Annotated in this window: 12 protein-coding genes; 11 read left to right on the plus strand and 1 reads right to left on the minus strand. The window is 55.5% G+C overall.

Annotated features, from left to right (window positions below; all coding sequences use genetic code 11):
- The 9 genes from recG (at position 1) to AO068_RS20545 (ending at position 14,388) form a co-directional block, all read left to right on the plus strand.
- Positions 1 to 2,076, plus strand: a complete 2,076-nt coding sequence (gene recG, locus AO068_RS20505; RefSeq protein WP_058402719.1) for an ATP-dependent DNA helicase RecG — start codon at positions 1 to 3, stop codon at positions 2,074 to 2,076.
- Positions 2,077 to 2,162: 86 nt separating this feature from the next.
- Positions 2,163 to 3,560, plus strand: a complete 1,398-nt coding sequence (locus tag AO068_RS20510; RefSeq protein WP_044324611.1) for an aminoacyl-tRNA deacylase and HDOD domain-containing protein — start codon at positions 2,163 to 2,165, stop codon at positions 3,558 to 3,560.
- Between the two features lie 423 nt (positions 3,561 to 3,983).
- On the plus strand, positions 3,984 to 5,291 hold the full coding sequence (locus AO068_RS20515; protein WP_057402756.1) for a CitMHS family transporter: 1,308 nt from the start codon (positions 3,984 to 3,986) through the stop codon (positions 5,289 to 5,291).
- A 677-nt stretch (positions 5,292 to 5,968) separates the two neighbouring features.
- Positions 5,969 to 7,132 (plus strand): ATP-grasp domain-containing protein, encoded by a 1,164-nt coding sequence (locus AO068_RS20520; protein WP_058409288.1) that lies wholly within the window; start codon positions 5,969 to 5,971, stop codon positions 7,130 to 7,132.
- A gap of 26 nt (positions 7,133 to 7,158) precedes the next feature.
- Positions 7,159 to 8,244: a cupin domain-containing protein gene (locus tag AO068_RS20525; protein ID WP_005744863.1), complete on the plus strand. Its 1,086-nt coding sequence runs from the start codon at positions 7,159 to 7,161 to the stop codon at positions 8,242 to 8,244.
- A 5-nt stretch (positions 8,245 to 8,249) separates the two neighbouring features.
- A complete protein-coding gene (locus AO068_RS20530; RefSeq protein ID WP_058409289.1) occupies positions 8,250 to 11,618 on the plus strand; it encodes an ATP-binding cassette domain-containing protein in 3,369 nt (1,122 codons plus the stop codon).
- A 37-nt stretch (positions 11,619 to 11,655) separates the two neighbouring features.
- Entirely contained in the window at positions 11,656 to 12,591 is a 936-nt protein-coding gene (locus AO068_RS20535) for a hypothetical protein (RefSeq protein WP_057402752.1), read from the plus strand.
- A 12-nt stretch (positions 12,592 to 12,603) separates the two neighbouring features.
- Positions 12,604 to 13,491 carry a hypothetical protein gene (locus AO068_RS20540; RefSeq protein ID WP_058409290.1) on the plus strand — a complete coding sequence of 296 codons (888 nt, stop codon included), beginning with the start codon at positions 12,604 to 12,606 and terminating at the stop codon, positions 13,489 to 13,491.
- A gap of 48 nt (positions 13,492 to 13,539) precedes the next feature.
- Positions 13,540 to 14,388 (plus strand): aminotransferase class IV, encoded by an 849-nt coding sequence (locus tag AO068_RS20545; protein WP_058409291.1) that lies wholly within the window; start codon positions 13,540 to 13,542, stop codon positions 14,386 to 14,388.
- Between the two features lie 60 nt (positions 14,389 to 14,448).
- Here the strand turns inward: AO068_RS20545 and AO068_RS20550 are convergent, their stop codons facing one another.
- On the minus strand, positions 14,449 to 15,942 hold the full coding sequence (locus AO068_RS20550) for a YifB family Mg chelatase-like AAA ATPase (RefSeq protein ID WP_058409292.1): 1,494 nt from the start codon (positions 15,940 to 15,942) through the stop codon (positions 14,449 to 14,451).
- Positions 15,943 to 16,119: 177 nt separating this feature from the next.
- Between AO068_RS20550 and AO068_RS20555 the strand changes: the two genes are divergently transcribed.
- Both AO068_RS20555 and AO068_RS20560 read left to right on the plus strand, forming a co-directional pair.
- Complete coding sequence (locus AO068_RS20555; protein WP_058409293.1) at positions 16,120 to 16,662, plus strand: GNAT family N-acetyltransferase; 543 nt, start codon at positions 16,120 to 16,122, stop codon at positions 16,660 to 16,662.
- A gap of 321 nt (positions 16,663 to 16,983) precedes the next feature.
- On the plus strand, positions 16,984 to 17,857 hold an 874-nt coding region (locus tag AO068_RS20560), incomplete at its 3' end, for a toxin VasX (protein ID WP_058409294.1).

Here is a 17,857-nt window from a genome sequence, read left to right on the forward strand (position 1 = left end):
ATGAGCGAGCTTTCCAGGGTCTCGGTCACGGCGCTCAAAGGCGTCGGTGAAGCGATGGCAGAAAAGCTGGCCAGGGTCGGGCTGGAAACCCTGCAGGACGTGCTGTTCCATCTGCCGCTGCGTTACCAGGACCGGACCCGAGTAGTACCGATTGGTGCATTGCGCCCCGGCCAGGATGCCGTGATCGAAGGCGTGGTCAGCGGTGCCGATGTGGTAATGGGCAAGCGCCGCAGCTTGCTGGTAAGGCTTGGCGACGGCACCGGTGTTGTCAGCCTGCGCTTCTACCACTTCAGTAACGCGCAGAAAGAAAGCATGAAGCGTGGCACGCATTTGCGCTGCTTCGGCGAAGCGCGTCCCGGTGCTTCCGGACTGGAAATCTATCATCCGGAATATCGGGCGATTACCGGTGATGAGCCCGCGCCCGTCGAACAGACCCTCACGCCGATCTATCCCACGACCGAAGGCCTCACCCAGCAGCGCCTGCGTCAGTTGTGTCAGCAAAGCCTGGCGATGCTTGGCCCCAAAAGCTTGCCGGACTGGCTGCCGGATGAGCTGGCCCGCGACTATCAGCTGGCCCCGCTGGGTGATGCGATCCGCTATCTGCATCACCCGCCCGCCGATGCCGATGTGGAGGAACTGGCCCTCGGGCATCACTGGGCGCAGCACCGGCTGGCTTTCGAGGAACTGCTTACCCACCAGCTTTCCCAGCAGCGTCTGCGCGAAAGTCTGCGCTCACAACGCGCACCGGCGTTGCCTGTTGCGAAAAAGCTGCCGAAACAATTTCTCGCCAACCTTGGCTTCGCGCCCACGGGTGCCCAGCAGCGGGTCGGCAAGGAAGTCGCCTATGACCTGAGCCAGCCTGAGCCGATGCTGCGGTTGATCCAGGGTGACGTCGGTTCGGGCAAGACCGTGGTCGCCGCGCTGGCTGCCTTGCAGGCGCTGGAAGCGGGTTATCAAGTGGCGCTGATGGCCCCCACCGAAATTCTCGCCGAGCAGCACTACATCAATTTCCAGCGCTGGCTTGAGCCGCTGGGCGTGGGCGTGGCCTGGCTGGCGGGCAAGCTCAAGGGCAAGGCGCGTGTCGCGTCTTTGGAGCAGATCGCCAGTGGCACGCCCATGGTGGTGGGCACCCATGCGCTGTTTCAGGACGAAGTGCAGTTCAAGAACCTCGCGCTGGTGATCATCGACGAGCAGCACCGGTTCGGTGTTCAGCAACGTCTGGCGCTGCGCAAAAAGGGCGTCGGCGGCCTGATGTGTCCGCATCAATTGATCATGACCGCCACACCGATTCCACGCACGCTGGCGATGAGCGCCTACGCCGATCTGGACACGTCGATTCTGGACGAACTGCCGCCCGGGCGGACGCCGGTCAATACCGTGCTGGTTGCCGACAGCCGCCGCCTGGAAGTCGTGGAGCGTGTACGCGCTGCTTGCGCCGAGGGTCGCCAGGCCTATTGGGTATGCACGCTGATCGAGGAATCCGAAGAACTGACGTGCAAAGCCGCTGAAACCACCTACGAAGAACTGAGCAGTGCCTTGGGTGAGGTTCGCGTCGGGTTGATACACGGACGCATGAAGCCCGCAGAAAAGGCCGCGATCATGGCCGAATTCAAGCAGGGTGCGCTGCAATTGCTGGTGGCAACCACAGTAATCGAAGTTGGGGTCGACGTGCCGAACTCCAGCCTGATGATCATCGAAAACCCCGAGCGCCTCGGTCTGGCTCAATTGCACCAGTTGCGCGGGCGCGTCGGGCGCGGCAGTGCGGTCAGCCATTGTGTGCTGCTCTACCACCCGCCGCTTTCACAGATCGGACGGCAGCGGCTGGGCATCATGCGCGAAACCAACGATGGCTTTGTCATCGCCGAAAAGGACCTTGAACTGCGTGGTCCCGGTGAAATGCTGGGAACCCGACAAACGGGCCTTCTGCAATTCAAGGTCGCCGACCTTATGCGTGACGCAGACCTGCTACCGGCCGTACGCGACGCGGCTCAGGCCCTGTTGGAGCGTTGGCCCCAACATGTCAGCCCACTGCTCGACAGATGGCTGCGTCATGGCCAGCAGTATGGCCAGGTGTGATGCAGGCTACGCTTTGAACACCACGTGCGACCGAAAACGAATAACGTGGTTATACTTCAAAAAATGTAGGAATTTGGACATAGCTCATGACAGAAGTCGCCCACGTCAATGATCCGCAGCATGCGCCGTCGGTAATCCGGCAGTTGCTTGAAAAATTGGCTATCAGCTACAACGAAGTCATGGACGACAAAAGCTTGCCCCCGGCGCGCAAGGTTCAGGCTGTGCTGGTCGAGGACGCTGTCGGTGCGCTGCTTATCCTGTTCCCGCAGAGCCAGTTGCTCGACCTCAGCCGAATCACCGAGCTGACCGGGCGCCAGCTGACCGCTGTGCCGCATGATCGCTTGCAGCGCATGCTCACCAAGCACAACCTGCAAGTGCTGCCGGGGCTCCCGGCACTGACCAGCTCACCGTGCCTTTACGATGATCGCCTGCTGCAAGAGCCGACACTGCTGGTGGGCTCGGGTGAAAAGGGCCTGTTGCTGGAAATCAGCAGTGACGACTTCAAAGGCATGCTGAGCAAGGCCAGTGCCGCGCACTTCGGCCAGTCGGTCGCAGCCATTCGTCCGAACCTGGATCGTCCTGACGACGATCCGGCAGAAATCACCCAGGCCATGCACGTTTTCACGGCGCGTCGTATCCAGCAGCGTCTGGAAGCGACCCTGGAAATACCACCGCTGGCCGGAACTGCACAGAAAATCATCAAGCTGCGGGTCGACCCCGATGCGACCATCGATGACATCACCGGCGTAGTCGAAACCGACCCTGCGCTGGCGGCACAGGTCGTGAGCTGGGCGGCATCGCCCTATTACGCGTCCACCGGCAAGATCCGCTCGGTAGAAGATGCAATCGTTCGCGTGCTGGGCTTTGATCTGGTGATCAATCTGGCGCTGGGCCTCGCACTGGGCAAAACCCTGAGCCTGCCCAAGGACCAGCCGCAACAGACCACGCCGTATTGGCAGCAATCGATCTACACCGCTGCAGTGATCGAAGGCCTGACCCGCGCCATTCCCCGCGCCAGTCGCCCGGAAGCTGGCCTGAGCTACCTCGCCGGTTTGCTGCACAACTTCGGGTACCTGCTGCTGGCCCATGTGTTTCCGCCACACTTCACGCTGATTTGCCGCCAGCTGGAAGTTAACCCGCACCTGCACCACAGCTTTATTGAGCAGCATTTGCTGGGTATCAGCCGCGAGCAGATCGGTGCCTGGCTGATGCGCTATTGGGACATGCCCGATGAACTCGCCATCGCGCTACGCTTCCAGCACGACCCCCACTACAAGGGCGAACATCACGTCTACGCCAACCTGGTTTATCTGGCCGTACGCCTGTTGCGGGTGAACGGCATCGGTGCCGGGCCAGAGCAGGAGATTCCTGACGAGTTGTTCGAACGCCTGGGCCTGTCCCGCGAAAAAGCCAACGAGTCAGTGAAAAAAGTGCTGGAGGCCGAGGTGCTTCTGCGCGAACTGGCTTCGCAGTTCAGCAAGTAATCAGTCGGCACAATTAATCTGTCGGTAATAGTGCCGACAGATTTGATGCCGGCGCTCAATTCTCAGCCTCATCCCCCAACAGGTGGTTGCCCAGGCGCAGCCAGCTAAGCCGCCTGTATCTCGCTCGTTCGCGCTTCTCCGTTTATGCGCCACAACCCTTGTGACAATAAATCTCCACAAAGGCTGATTGAAAGGTCGGTGAAAGCTTGGCCAATTAGCATCGCCTCACTTCCGGCAAAAAGACCGGCTAGCCAGGAACGGATTCCAACGTGTTTCAGGCCCAATTAACAACAATAATGGTGATTCCGATGCTTGCTGACTTCTCGTTCCATACCCTCCTTGCGCCTCCACTCCACGTACCGATCTGCTGAGCTGACTCGTTCATTTCACGTTCTGTAGCCGTATGACGTCTGGAGTATTCCCATGCTGACTTTCCTTGGCTTTGCCATGGTTATTGCGTTCATGTACCTGATCATGAGCAAGCGCCTGACTGCGCTGATCGCCCTGATACTGGTTCCGATCATCTTCGCCCTGTTCGGTGGCTTCGCAGCCCAGATCGGCCCGATGATGCTGGCGGGTATCACCAAGCTGGCGCCAACCGGCGTGATGCTGATGTTCGCCATCCTTTATTTTGCGCTGATGATCGACTCCGGCCTGTTCGACCCGGCCGTGCGCAAGATCCTGAAAATGGTCAAGGGCGACCCGATGCGCATTTCGGTCGGCACCGCCGTGCTGGCGCTGGTGGTGTCCCTCGACGGTGACGGCGCGACCACCTACATGATCTGCGTTGCCGCCATGCTGCCGCTGTACAGCCGCGTCGGCATGAGCCCGCGCATCATGGCCGGCCTGATCATTCTGGCCGGTGGCGTGATGAACATGACCCCGTGGGGTGGCCCGACCGCTCGTGCGGCCAGCGCCCTGCATGTCGACGCATCCGACATCTTCGTACCGATGATCCCGGCAATGCTGGCCGGTGTGGTTGCGATTCTGGCAATTGCCTACTTCTACGGCAAACGCGAACGCGCTCGTCTGGGTGAACTGCAACTTAAGGGTGATGAAGTCGATCACAGCGAAATCAGCGTCTCGCAGTTCCCGGATGCACGTCGTCCAAAGCTGATCTGGTTTAACGGCGCGCTGACCTTCGCACTGATGGTCGCCCTGATCATGGGCCTGCTGCCGCTGCCGGTACTGTTCATGATCGCGTTCAGTATCGCGATGATCATCAACTACCCGAACCTGCAGGACCAGAAGGACCGCGTATCAGCCCACGCAGGTAGCGTTCTGGCAGTGGTCGGCCTGATCTTCGCCGCAGGTATCTTCACCGGTATTCTGTCTGGTACCGGCATGGTCGACGCCATGTCGAAAAGCCTGCTGGCAGTGATCCCGGATGCGCTCGGCCCGTACCTCGCCGTCATCACCGCGCTGGTGAGCATGCCGTTCACCTTCTTCATGTCCAACGACGCGTTCTACTACGGCGTACTGCCGGTGCTCTCCGAAGCCGCTGCCCACTACGGCATCAGCCCGGTTGAAATGGCCCGCGCCTCCATCGTCGGTCAGCCGGTCCACTTGCTCAGTCCTCTTGTGCCATCGACCTACCTGCTGGTTGCCCTGGCCGGTATCGAGTTCGGCGACCATCAGCGCTTCACCCTGAAATGGGCGATTCTGGTCTGCATGTGCATCCTGGTTGCCGCGCTGCTGATGGGGATCTTCCCGTTCTATAGCAGCATGTAAAACGCAGTACCTGTCACAAAGGCTCGCCGTCGACTTGATCGTTGACGGCGAGTTTTTGCGTTTGGGCGGTCAATTGGTCGAAGGGCGATACTGCAACGCCTCGGCCAGATGGCTGATCTCGCGGTTGATTCTGATTACACTTCTGACGGGTGTAAAAGGCCCGCCGAGGATCGCAGGCCCGGCGCATCGATTGTCATTAGCCCATTTCTATACTTGCCGAGGGATAGCCCATTCAGTTGGCAGACAGCGTTGACATTCAAACTAAACAATGAAACCATAGAGGGCGCGTATGGAAAGCGCAAATAATTATAAATATCTAAAGGAATAGCATGCTTTATACCCTGCGTTCTCATTTGCACTCCCCTCAATTCAACTGGCCCTCGAAAGTATCTCGTATACTGTCGGGCTCTGTGCGTCTCTCTTTCAACGATTATTATCATTCCGCCACCGGGGCGGGTTGATTTTCGACTGACTGAAATCTACTCACTATACAAACTCTCTACCGCATAGCGTTCTGCTATTTGCACGGTCGTGCACGCTACGTTTCTGTCGCAGAAACGTACGGCAACCGGTATTGAAAAAATATCAATACCGCCGCGTATAAACCACGGCAGAGGCCCAATGCGTTATTCCCTATGCGTTAATTTATTGGTCGGTTCGACCGTGAAAGGTAGTGTATGAAGACTGTCGTAATGATCGGTGGCCATGATGAAACTTTTATGCATTATGATGGCTTGGGTTTTGACTTTACCGTGCTGCAATTGCCGGACTCGGTAGGTCCTAACCTCACCGCACTCACAGACAAAATTCATCTTGTCAGCGATTTCTCCGAAGCCACCGTACTCGGCAAAATCGATGAAATCCTTAAAAAGCAGACAGTCGATTTCATTTTTTCGTTCACCGAAGACGGACTGCTGGCAGCGGCACGAGCGAGCCAGCATTATGCTATTCCCGGCATGGACTTTGACGCATGCGAAGTCTGCATAAACAAGGCGCTGATGCGCACCAGGCTGGAAAATACAGAGTTTGCGGTCCATAGCGCAATCTGCAGAACACGCGCTGACGTTGAGCATTTTTTCAATTCCCGCAATGGCCCGATTGCCCTGAAAGACCCCAAAGGCTCCGGGAGCGAAAACGTATTCATCATCAAAGATGCTACGTCTTTGCAGAGCACGCTGGAGGGGTTTTCTCAGGAAAATTTCGTTATGTTGGCGGAGGAGTTTCTGAACGGTCGAGAGGTCAGTGTCGAAACGTTGACCATCGACTCACAACATCGTGTTCTTGCCGTCACCAACAAGCGACTGTACAAGACCTCCCTGGCGGAAGAGCAGCACATCATCTCGCCAGATAATCTGGAGGCCGCGGTGTTCGAGCAGTTAGCTGGCTATTGCGAGCGGTTGTTGACTGCCCTCAATCATACACACGGCCCCTGCCATATTGAGGTGACCATCGCGGATGGACAGTTTCATCTCATAGAGGTCAATAACCGGGTCGGCGGCGATTATATTGGCTTGCTGGTTGAACTGACTACAGGCGTTGACCTGTTCAGGGAGACTTTGCAGTTCCATAGCTGTGCGGTGGATAAAAACAGTTTCGAACAGCCGGCCCGTTACACGTTCGCGGGCTCTCATCTTTTTTATGAGCCGCTGGACACTGCACTTCTTAATGATGTTTTACAGGAAGTGGATATCATCAGGTTGATCATGGGCGAAGCCAATCCGCCATTGAACAGATCGCACACCAATGATGACAAGGTCGGCATGGTGGTCATCGCTAGTCATGACCGGGAAAAGTTCTACGCCGCCATCGAACGTCTCAACACACTGAGTTCCGCCAACTAAGTTTATTACGCAAAGGAATAGCAGATATGGAAGTCATCTCTCGTAACGATATTGAGACCCTCAACAGCGTAGTGGTTGATGGCGCCTTGCACGATTTAGGCGTTGTGAAGATATTCTCCCAGCACCCTGCGCTGGCTGAATTCATCCCGTCCAACAGTGAGCTTGCTATCAGTTGGGTCCGGCTCGAAAAGGATCAGGAACTGTCGGTTCATCAGCATCCCGAAGCAAGCCTGATACTGATTTGTGATGGTTCGGGGGAAACGTTGGGGGCGACCGAGCGTGCGATAGAAGCGGGTGACATGGTTTTAGTGCCACCTCATGCCCTGCATGGCTTCAAAGGCACCCAAAATGGTTTTTGGGCACTTTCCATTCAGTTCAATGGCAAGGCCCTGTACGAAGACACGTCGCGACCGAGCGTCGTCTTCAAATCACAGGAATCCGATACCGCGAAGCCTGCCGATGTGCTGTTACGAGACAATCAGGCTTACCTGGATAGCTTCAAGAATAGTCGGCTGTTGTCGCTCATCAATTCGCCATCCATTGATCAACCGCAAGTGCGCGAAAAACTCCTCGACTGCCTGCAGACCTGGTCAGATATGTTTCAGGATTTGCTGCATATCCGAGTGGCGATGACGCTTGATCAGGCTCACAAAAAAATTGCTCTTGAGCACTTGATAGAAGAGCTGGGTCATAACAATAACCTGCGTCTTCAGCGCAACACCAACCCTTCCCCGGTTTCGGATGCAGCCTTTCATTCCACTATGGAATGGTTCAGGCACCAGATGCTTTATAAAAGCGATATGGTCAAGACGCTCTTGATGCACGTCGTACTGGAAGGCAGCGGTGAAATTTTCCACAGCGAAGCCGCTCGGGTATTCGCTGGCATGCCGCACTTTCAGGAACATGGCGAAGACGATGGTCATCACGTCAGTATGGGCATAGCGCTGCTGAACGACGCGTCGCCAAGAGAAGTCGAGGATTTACGCGTAGCGTTAAGTGAAGGCTGGGAGATGATCACACTGCTTTGCGATCGATTTGCCGATATTGCCTGTCAAGACTCACTGGGACGTGAGACCGTCACGGATCTTCAATCTGTGCCGGTATATAACTGATTCCTATGAAGATTGCAGAAGTCTTGAAAACCGTCCTTTGCTTCCGTACGCCTGAAGGAGCTCGAGGAGCGCATTCGGTACACGCCTACCGCTGGCAACGCTGGTGCAAGGCCGCGATCGATGATGCAAGTAGAGCCGGAAACAGACGGCTTCATATCGAGATTTTTGCAGCCCTCAAACGGGATGTCATGTTAGCGCTGGTTGCAATCGGGGTGCATACCGCGGCGGCTTTTGGTGCCGCAGTCACCTTGAAATCATTGCTGATCCAACTGATGCGGGCTGACTCGTCCGTGCTCTCGAATATCACCCAAGGCACCACCTGTCTTCTGCTGATTTACTGTGCCTGGCTGGCGCTCAACCACACTTTCTTTCTGGCTGAGCTAGTCGGCGTAGGCAGTCGCTCCTATGTGGAACAAAGGGTATTAATCAAAAGGACTGTTGCGCAAAACGGCGTCTTTGCGCTCAGCCTGACAACGTTGCTCGACCGAGAGGCCGCGCGTGTCGAATCCTCATGGTCAGGATTGATTACGATAGCGCTTGCGCTGGCAACGGTGCTTTTCACATCCGCTTTTTTCTTTCTTGCTCTGGGCGCTAGTGCGGTGGCTGCCCTTGCGGTCATCGCTGGCAGTTCAATGATCGTGTTCTGGGTTGCTCAACGACTGGGCGCAACCTATGAACAGTTATCGTTGAGTGCGACTCAGCGCATAGAGGTGGGGGTATTCGCAACGAAAAATCGGCGTCAAGCCTGGCTGAGGAACTGGAATGCCGAACTGATCCGTGACTACGCCGCCAAACGAAACCTCGAAGAGGGCTCCTTGAAAAAAGCTGCTCGCCTGGTCGCGGCCATTAGTCTGATCTCGACCATGACGCCGATTACCGCACTGTTAAGCTCGGCGCTGCTACAACTAATTTATCTGGGCCAAGTCGATACACCAGGGGTGCTGGCCGCCATCGCGTTGATTGGGGGACTGAAGTCAGTCGCCAATAATATTCCAGACATTGTGCAAAGTATTTCCCAAGGCTTTGTAGGCCACCGTCATATCGAGCAATACCTTGACGCCCCTGAGCCCGTTAACCCCCCTTGCGCAACATCAATACCGCCCTCCACGAAGGCAAAGCATATTGCCATTGTCGGTGCCGCAGGCAGTGGCAAGACATCTATGCTGAGAAACTGTGCGCAACGCTTTCCCGGGGCTGACGATCAGGCGATTTTCATTCCGGACGAACCGTGGATATTCGCTGGCGGTCTTGGCGAAAATCTGAGTATCTATCGGCGGGAGTTTTCAGACGAAGAGGTACAGGAGGCGATTGCGCTCGCACGCCTGCCCGGGGACTTTTATCTCGACTACATCAGAGAGCGGGATTGCGGCGCAATCAAGCAATGGGACGTTTCCAGAGGCCAGGGAAAACGAATAGAACTGGTCCGCGCCCTAGTGGCACGCACAGACTGGATCTACATCGACCAACCGACCTCAGGGCTGGATGACGCGCTGGCTGCGGGATTGTTGAGAACACTGCTGGACGGCCCATGGCGTGATACAAACGTAATGTTCGTCACGGATAAGCCGGAGGAAAGAGACACTGCCGAAGAAATCTGGACTGTTTCTGGCGGTAGGATTATCGACATAAAAACTCACCACGCTTGCGCTTCTTCGCGATCTCTCGCTTCACCGGTGGCAAGCTCTTTCTCTGCGTCCTCGCCGCCAAAGGCAGTACACAGTAAAAATGATTCGACAGAACAGCCTGAGCGGGTTTCCAGATCAATCACCAGCAGCCTGATAGCGTTCGGCACGGGCACCATCACGTTGGTCGCATTCACCCTGATGGCACTCAAAGAAGTGCTCACTATTGCAGGCGACTACCTGATCGCTAGCGGTTATCTGGGTACGCATCTGAATGCATCTTTGCTCGGGCTGGCCGGCGTTTTGCTAGTGAGTGCTTTGCTGTCGATTTCCGGGGCGTTGGTCACGGCGAAGAAATGTATTGAGGCGGCGTCTGCACACTGCAATCGATACCTTTCTTATTTAATGAACCCGGGCCTTGATGAGCGCCTGACCCAGAAAATCAATCACGACAGCCAAAACAAGCTGACATGGGATCAGCGGCGCGTCGATGAAGTATTGCCCGTTCTGTTGCTGGAAACCATCGGCGCGGCAACCTTGCTGTCGGTCACGGCAGGGTATGTTGTGCTGAATAACATTTACGTACTGTTTCCGTTTGTTTTCATCAGCCTGTGTTATTGGCGGGGAGCACGACGCTCCGGCGAGTTGCTAAAAAAATCCAACACTCGGGAAATCGACACCACCGCCCTATTGTTCACACGCATTCAAGCACTGAGTTGGGACGGCGGTCGATTTGAAAGCATGGCCAGAAACTCCAGCATCCTGAACTGGTTGAGCGGCAACCTGGCCGCTCGAGCGTTTGCTTCTCTGGATAATGCTGCGATGCGTCGTTGGTATAGCTACAAACTGGATTTGATGGGTGTTTTCTTTCTTTCCGGCATCGTGGCATCAACCATTTACTTTCACGCCATCGGCGTAGCCACGATGGCGAACGTTCTGGCTGTGAGTCTTTCATACAGCCTGATTGCGATTTTCGCGCGCTTGGGAAGGTGCGTGGTGGAGTTGCGACAAGTCCTCGACAGTGCCGATCGCCTGGTCGTGGCTGGCCTCTTGCCAACGGCAGCGCCTAGATGCCAATACGTTCAAAATGGTGCGCCATTGGTATCGTTTTCAAACGTCACATTCGTTAACCCTCACAGCGGAATAACGGTGCTAGAAGATTTCGACCATGCGTTTCACGAGAATGATGTCGTGGTGATCATGGGGGCAAGCGGTGTCGGTAAATCAACCTTCGCCAGTCTGGTAGTGGGCAGCCTGCTGCCAAGTCAAGGTCAGGTATCGACGCTGGGTGACACTATCGGGTATCTGACACGGCCACATGCCGAAGACGTTCAGTTATTGACCTCCAGCCCGATATTCAAGCCGGGACCGCTGTTTGAACATTTCAATAGCACGTCTCAGGAAGAACTTTATCAGCAGGCCTCTTATCTGGGCCTCTCGAGCATTATCGAACGCCTGCCGGAGGGCTTCAATCAAGAGGTTGCCTGGAGTGGTGACGTTAACCTGAGCAAGTCAGAGCTTCAACGACTTGCGCTGCTTGATTTGACCATCAATGCACCGTCCATCGCCATCCTCGACGAGGCCACCTCCGAGCTGGACAGCGTCGAAGAACTTCAGCTCATCAGAAAGTTGATGGCAGCCCTGCCAAAAACCTTGTTTTTCATCATTACTCATAACGCTGAGCTTTCTGCGCTGGGAAACAGAAACTTTACCTTCAACTCTGAAAAGCGATTGGTTGAAAAAACGATATAAGCCTATTCTCACACATTGTTATACAAGGATCGTAAGTATGGAGTTGCCTGCGCAGCGGGAGGCGTTTTGCATCAGTTATGGCGTCTCTAACCCACAGCTGCCCTTGAGCGGTATTGCCCACTGGGAGTCAATGCTCAAAGGGCTCGCGGAGCAAGACGGTATCCTGCATGAAGAGCAGGCCTATGTCGCACCCGGCTTCTTTTATATGCCTGTTACTGCGCAGCCGGACCCACCGTTCCTGAAGCAATTGATACGTCAGGCACATACAGCCGACTGGCTGTTGGTTCCCTCCCTGAAGAAAACCGATCACTCGCTGCGCCAGCAATATGAAACAGACATAATAGTGGTTCCCTTCATGCAGGTTGCCTATCTGCATGTTGAAGGAGAACTTGACGCTTGTTTGCTGACTGCCATGGGCAGAAAAGCATACAAGGAGATGGTACGCCTTACCCGAAGGACTGAAGAACTGTGCCATACGCGACTCTATCGCTTGGACGAACTGGTTGAAAACAATCAAGTATTGGAAGCGTTTTCAACACTGCAGTCGTTAAACGTGGACAAATACCAGCACGTGAGGAACCTGTACGCTCTTGAAACACTGCAGGCACTGGCACGCTCAACTGAAGGTCCAAAATACTATATAAAAATGAATTATGAAAAATTGAATAATGTCGCTGTCTACGGCTCCCTAAGCTACGCTGATCAGCAACAGGGCGTTTTCTCTCAGCTGGTGCAAGGTCAAGACCGCAGCCAGGTACCCCCCGGGCTCAACTTGTACGTCAGCGATTACTATCAACTTTATAAAGTGGCTGATGAGCTTGGATTCAAGACAAGCTGTCTTGGCCGCGGCGCCATCGATATGAAAAAACGAATGGGTGCCAACCGGGTAGTCGACCTGGACAACTGGCTGATTCCTGTCAGAACGAATCGGCAAAAACAAATGCATGCATTTTCAGTCAGAGCATACGGTTAATAAGGAATTTTCGTGTCTTTCTTTGATCTCAATCGGCAACTTGATAGCCAGCACATAATAGAGAATGGTATCTCGATTATGGACTACTCGACATCGACCTTCGATTTGGCTGGTACACTTCAAAAAACGCTCGTCGGCCGCTATAAGCTCAGGGCTAACTTCCCGCTGGACAAGATTCACGAATGCCTCGAACACGAAGAAATCCAACGCCACCGAAAAGAGTCTGGCCACTGGTATGACCCGTTACAAACGCTGGGTGAGCCAATGATCAATGAATACTACACCTTTGTGAATGGGCTCAGTCAGCGTCTGGGTTTCGACTTTGTGTTCGAACATAACCCGCTGGTGCGCTACCACATTCCCACGACACTGGATGATCGTTACAGACTACCGGACGGCGAGTTGTTTACTCACCACTCGGATACCTTACTGGGCGACTATTTCCAGCAAATCAATATATGGTTACCGTTCTGCGACGTTAAAAATACCGCAGCACTCAGCGTTTGCTCGAAGCGTGCCAGTCTGCGCGCTCTAAAAACGTTCGCCCATGAGCAGAGTTATAGCTACGACGAATATAAGGACAGTCGAATCGATTTCTTCGATTATGCAAAGCAACGTCCGCAGTTCATATCGGACCTCAGGATGGATGCCATGCCGACCAACCTTCGCTACGGCCAGTGCCTGATGTTTGATCCACGTGTACTGCACGGGACGGCAGAGAACACGGAGAATGTAACGCGTGTGAGCATGGATTTCAGGATTATCCCGGTGGATGATTACGAGTCCATCATCAAGGAACTCCAGCTTCAAGGGGGTCGCCCTAATAGCTACGAAGGCGAAGGTTTGATCAAGGGCGAGTTCTACAACGCATTGACTGCACGTGAAGTCGTCAGCCGCTGATTCCTCTGCACTGTCATAACACCTCAATAATTAACCCGAGAACGGATCATGACGACGACAATCGCGTGGCTGGACGGCAAGTACCTCGAGATAGACAAAGTATCTTTTTCACCCGTCACTCACTCGCTTTCTTATGCGTCATCAGTTTACGAGGGCATGCGCAGTTACGGCTCAAGCATTTTCAAATGCGAGGAGCACTTGCAACGTCTGCAACGGTCAGCGCAGGTATTCAAACACGAAGTGAATTACAGCAACGCCATGCTGGCGGAAGCCTGTCATGAACTACTGAGACGAAATGAACTTGTAGACGCTTACATTAAAATCGTCGTGTTCTATGACGATGTCGACGTCAGTTTTATGGGCCGAAACTGTCGCAGCAAAGTGGTAATATTTGTCCTTCCATTCGCCCCCAAATCCGCGACCACACCTTACCGGCTGACGATAGCCAATTGGCGTCGAGCCCCTGCTGCTTGTCATCCCTACCAAGCAAAAACCTCATCTACCTATGCGCTCAGTTTTTTGAGTTTTCGTGACAAGGGCGAGTGTTTCGACGACGTGCTGTTTCTTTCTACGATGGACACGGTCTGTGAGTCCAGCGGCTCGAACGTCTTTTTTGTGAAAGAAAACCTACTCATCACGCCGACCACTGACATGGCATTGGCGGGAATAACGCGCCAGGTTGTCATCGACGAGCTGTCTCAGTTACTGAACTTGCAAGTTGTGCAGCGGGATATTTCAAGCTTGGAGCTGAACCAGTTTGACGGTGCCTTTCTGTGCGGAACCGCTATGGAGATCACAGAGGTCAGTTGTATTGATGACGTCATCTACAAGAAAAATTCATGGGTCGAGTTATTGGCTACCGCGTATAAAAAAATGGTGATGAGCGCGTCGGGTTGACCCACGCAGAAGCGAGTGCGCCCCTGTTGTTTATCCATGGTGGACTTACATTCTGCCGAGTCAATTATTCGAAGGCCGATATTGCAACGCCTCGGCCAGATGACTGCGGCTGATCGTGTCCACTTGCTCCAGATCCGCCAGCGTCCGTGCCACTTTCAGCAGTCGATGCGCCGAACGTAATGAGAGGGTCAGACGCTCGCAGGCCGTCTCCAGCCAGCTTTCATCGACACTGGACAGCGCGCAGTGCTCGCGCAGCCCCGGCAGGTCGAGAAAAGCATTGGCACAGCCCTGACGACGTTGCTGACGGTCTCTCGCCTCAGCGACCACGGCTGCGGCACTGGCAGTGTTTTCACTGGTGGTCGGGTCAGGGTTGAGGGCGGTGGCTTCGCGGGCGACGGTCAAGTGCAGATCGATCCGGTCCAGCAGCGGGCCGGACAGCTTGTTGCGATAGCGCTGCACCTGCTCGGTGGAGCAACGGCAGCGCCCGGTCGGCTCACCAAGATATCCACAGGGACATGGGTTCATCGCTGCCACCAGTTGGAACCGCGCCGGAAAGCGCACGCGATCCCGCGCCCGGGAAATCACGATATGCCCGGACTCCAGCGGCTCACGCAAAACCTCCAGCACGCGGCGATCGAACTCCGGCAGTTCATCAAGAAATAAAACGCCGTGATGCGCCAACGTGATCTCGCCAGGTTGCGGACGACTGCCACCGCCCACCAGCGCAGGCCCGGACGCCGAGTGATGTGGCTGGCGAAACGGCCGCTGCGGCCAGCTGGTCAGCGGCACCTGACTGGCAACCGACTGAATCGCCGCCACCTCCAGCGCTTCGTGCTCGTCCAGCGGCGGCAACAAACCCGGCAACCGACTGGCAAGCAGAGTCTTGCCGGTGCCAGGCGGCCCGCTGAACAGCAGGTTGTGCGCCCCGGCAGCGGCAATCACTAGCGCACGTTTTGCAGCCGTCTGGCCCTGCACTTCGCTGAGGTCCGGATACGGCTTGGGCTGATGCAGCAGGCCGCTGGACTGATACGGCGCAATCACCGTGCGCCCGTTGAAATGCGCGACCAGCTCCAGCAAGTGATTCACCGCAATCACCCGCAACCCCGAGGCCAGACACGCTTCCTCAGCGTTCACCGCAGGAATAATCAGCGTCCGCTCCGCCGCACGTGCCGCCAGTGCAGCAGGCAGCACACCCTGAATCGGCCGAATCGCCCCCGACAACGCCAACTCGCCCAGGCATTCAACATCCTGCAACGCAACCAACGGCACCTGCCCGCTGGCGGCCAGCAAACCCAGCGCAATCGCCAGATCGAACCGCCCGCCATCCTTGGGCAAATCAGCCGGCGCAAGGTTGAGCGTGATCCGTCGCGCCGGAAAATCCAGCCCGGAATTGAGAATGGCACTGCGCACCCGGTCCTTGCTCTCCTTGACCGCCCCCTCCGGCAACCCCACCAGCGTCAGGGCCGGCAGGCCGTTGGCCAGATGCGCTTCAACAGTAACCGCCGGGGCTTCCACCCCGACCTGGGCACGACTATGGACGATGGCCAGCGACATGGATCATTCCTTGATATGAGCGATGGGCGGGTATCGTGCTTTATTTGCGGGGTGGGGGTGAGTGGGGAATGGATACAGGGTGTGAGTGGGGCAAGAAAGACGGATATATGTTTGGTTGCGTAGAAATGCCATAAACATTGCTTTAAATGCTGAAACACACCGAGCAGGAGCATTGATATGAGCATCCGCCTTGCCCTTCCCAAGGACTCGTTGCAGATAGCGACGATTCATCTGGAGTCATGGAGAAGTGCCTATGAGGGCATCATTCCCGCTGCCTATATCAATCGGATAACGCTTGAGGCAAGGCTGTCCCACTGGACCAAGGAGATCGCTTCGGGCGAATCTGGCCTGTACGTTAAAGTCGACAGGTTAGATCGGGTCTTGGGCTGGGTGGCCACGGGGGCTGACAGGGAACATCCCGAAGACCGCAGCGTCGCAGAAATACAGGCCATCTATATCAGCCCGATGCACACACGCCAAGGTATTGGGCGAGAGCTATTCGACTATGTGATGCCTCTCTTTCAATCCGCTGGCCGCACCAGAGTTGTCGTCTGGGTGCTGGAGAACAATGCCCCTGCCATCGATTTCTACCATCAGCGAGGGTTCGCAAAAGAGCCGATCAAAACCAAGACGATCGAACGAGACAATGTCAGGTTGGTCGAGATCAAACTTGAACAGCTCATCACGACACCGCCCTCAACGTTGCCCTGCTCACCTTAGCTAAACCTGCCCCTCAATAAACACTCCGCTATCGCCGTCATGCAACGTATCGGATGCGCAGACTTTTGCGCATCCAAAGTCCGGGTGACACAGGCAGCGCTTTATATTCAAAGCGCCGCAACACACATGAAAGAATTCGCACGCATGCGCAGAAGCTTGCGCGCTTTTTCGCGGTTTCTCGATTAAACATTGACCAATCACTTCGTAGAAAATCTTTATCTATCTGTTTTTATTAGATAAAAAACTTCTCGGCACACATCTTGGAATGTACTTCTGCATACAGCGGGTGAATTGCCCGTTTCTGCGCAGAGAATTTCCCGCATGACCGATAAACACGGCACACACCAGCAACGACGCGCCGCACTGTTTCCCAAAACCCCGGCGACAGCCACCAGCCTTTGCCCGTTCAGAGGACCCAACGTCGCCATCGTGCCGGTGCGCTACGCGCTGGATCGCTCCCGCTACGACGTCACGCCGGAGCAACTGAAGCCGTTGCCGAAACAGGGCAAATGGGCGCTGATGCCGACACTGACAACACGCAGCTACACCCTTCGCCAGCTGTATGACGGCTACGTCTATGTGTTCGACGAAACCGCCGGGACGCTGCATGAATATGTCGTTTCAGCAAACAACGGCCATCTGAGCCGCATCGTCTGGACGGACGCGCAGATCGGCAGTGACCAGCGAAGCGGTGCCAGTGATGGCAAGCCCTTTCTGCTCTACCCGAGACGTAACACACTGCACATCGCCTTTTCCCCGCAGCAATGGACGTGGCGAATTTGCGAGCACATGCGTTCCAGCGCCCCAAGCCGCGCGCTGTGGATGAAAGCGCTGGATCTGGCCAGCTACTGCATCACCATGGCCGAGCCGGACACTCTGCCGTTGAACCGTATCGCCGAGGCGGTGGCGGACATCGACAAGGGCCATGTCACTGACGACGGCCGTTTCGCTGACTCGGCGATCCCCACTGCTCGCCCGCTGTCGGAAGACGCCGAAACACATCCGTTATGGGCACCACTGGGTGCTGATGTTTTTNGTTCCCTGCTCATCGCCCTTGATGACCCGCTGGCCGTTTTCAACGATCTGGGCATGCAACTGGCCGCTGATCAGGCGGCTTTTCGGGAATGGCAAAGCGCGCATGAACACAAGATCCAGATTGCCCCGACTGTCTCCGGACTGTGTGGTGCCGAGAGCG

It is taken from the genome of Pseudomonas sp. ICMP 3272 (assembly GCF_001466905.1).
In the GTDB taxonomy this organism is placed as follows: Bacteria; Pseudomonadota; Gammaproteobacteria; order Pseudomonadales; family Pseudomonadaceae; genus Aquipseudomonas; species Aquipseudomonas amygdali.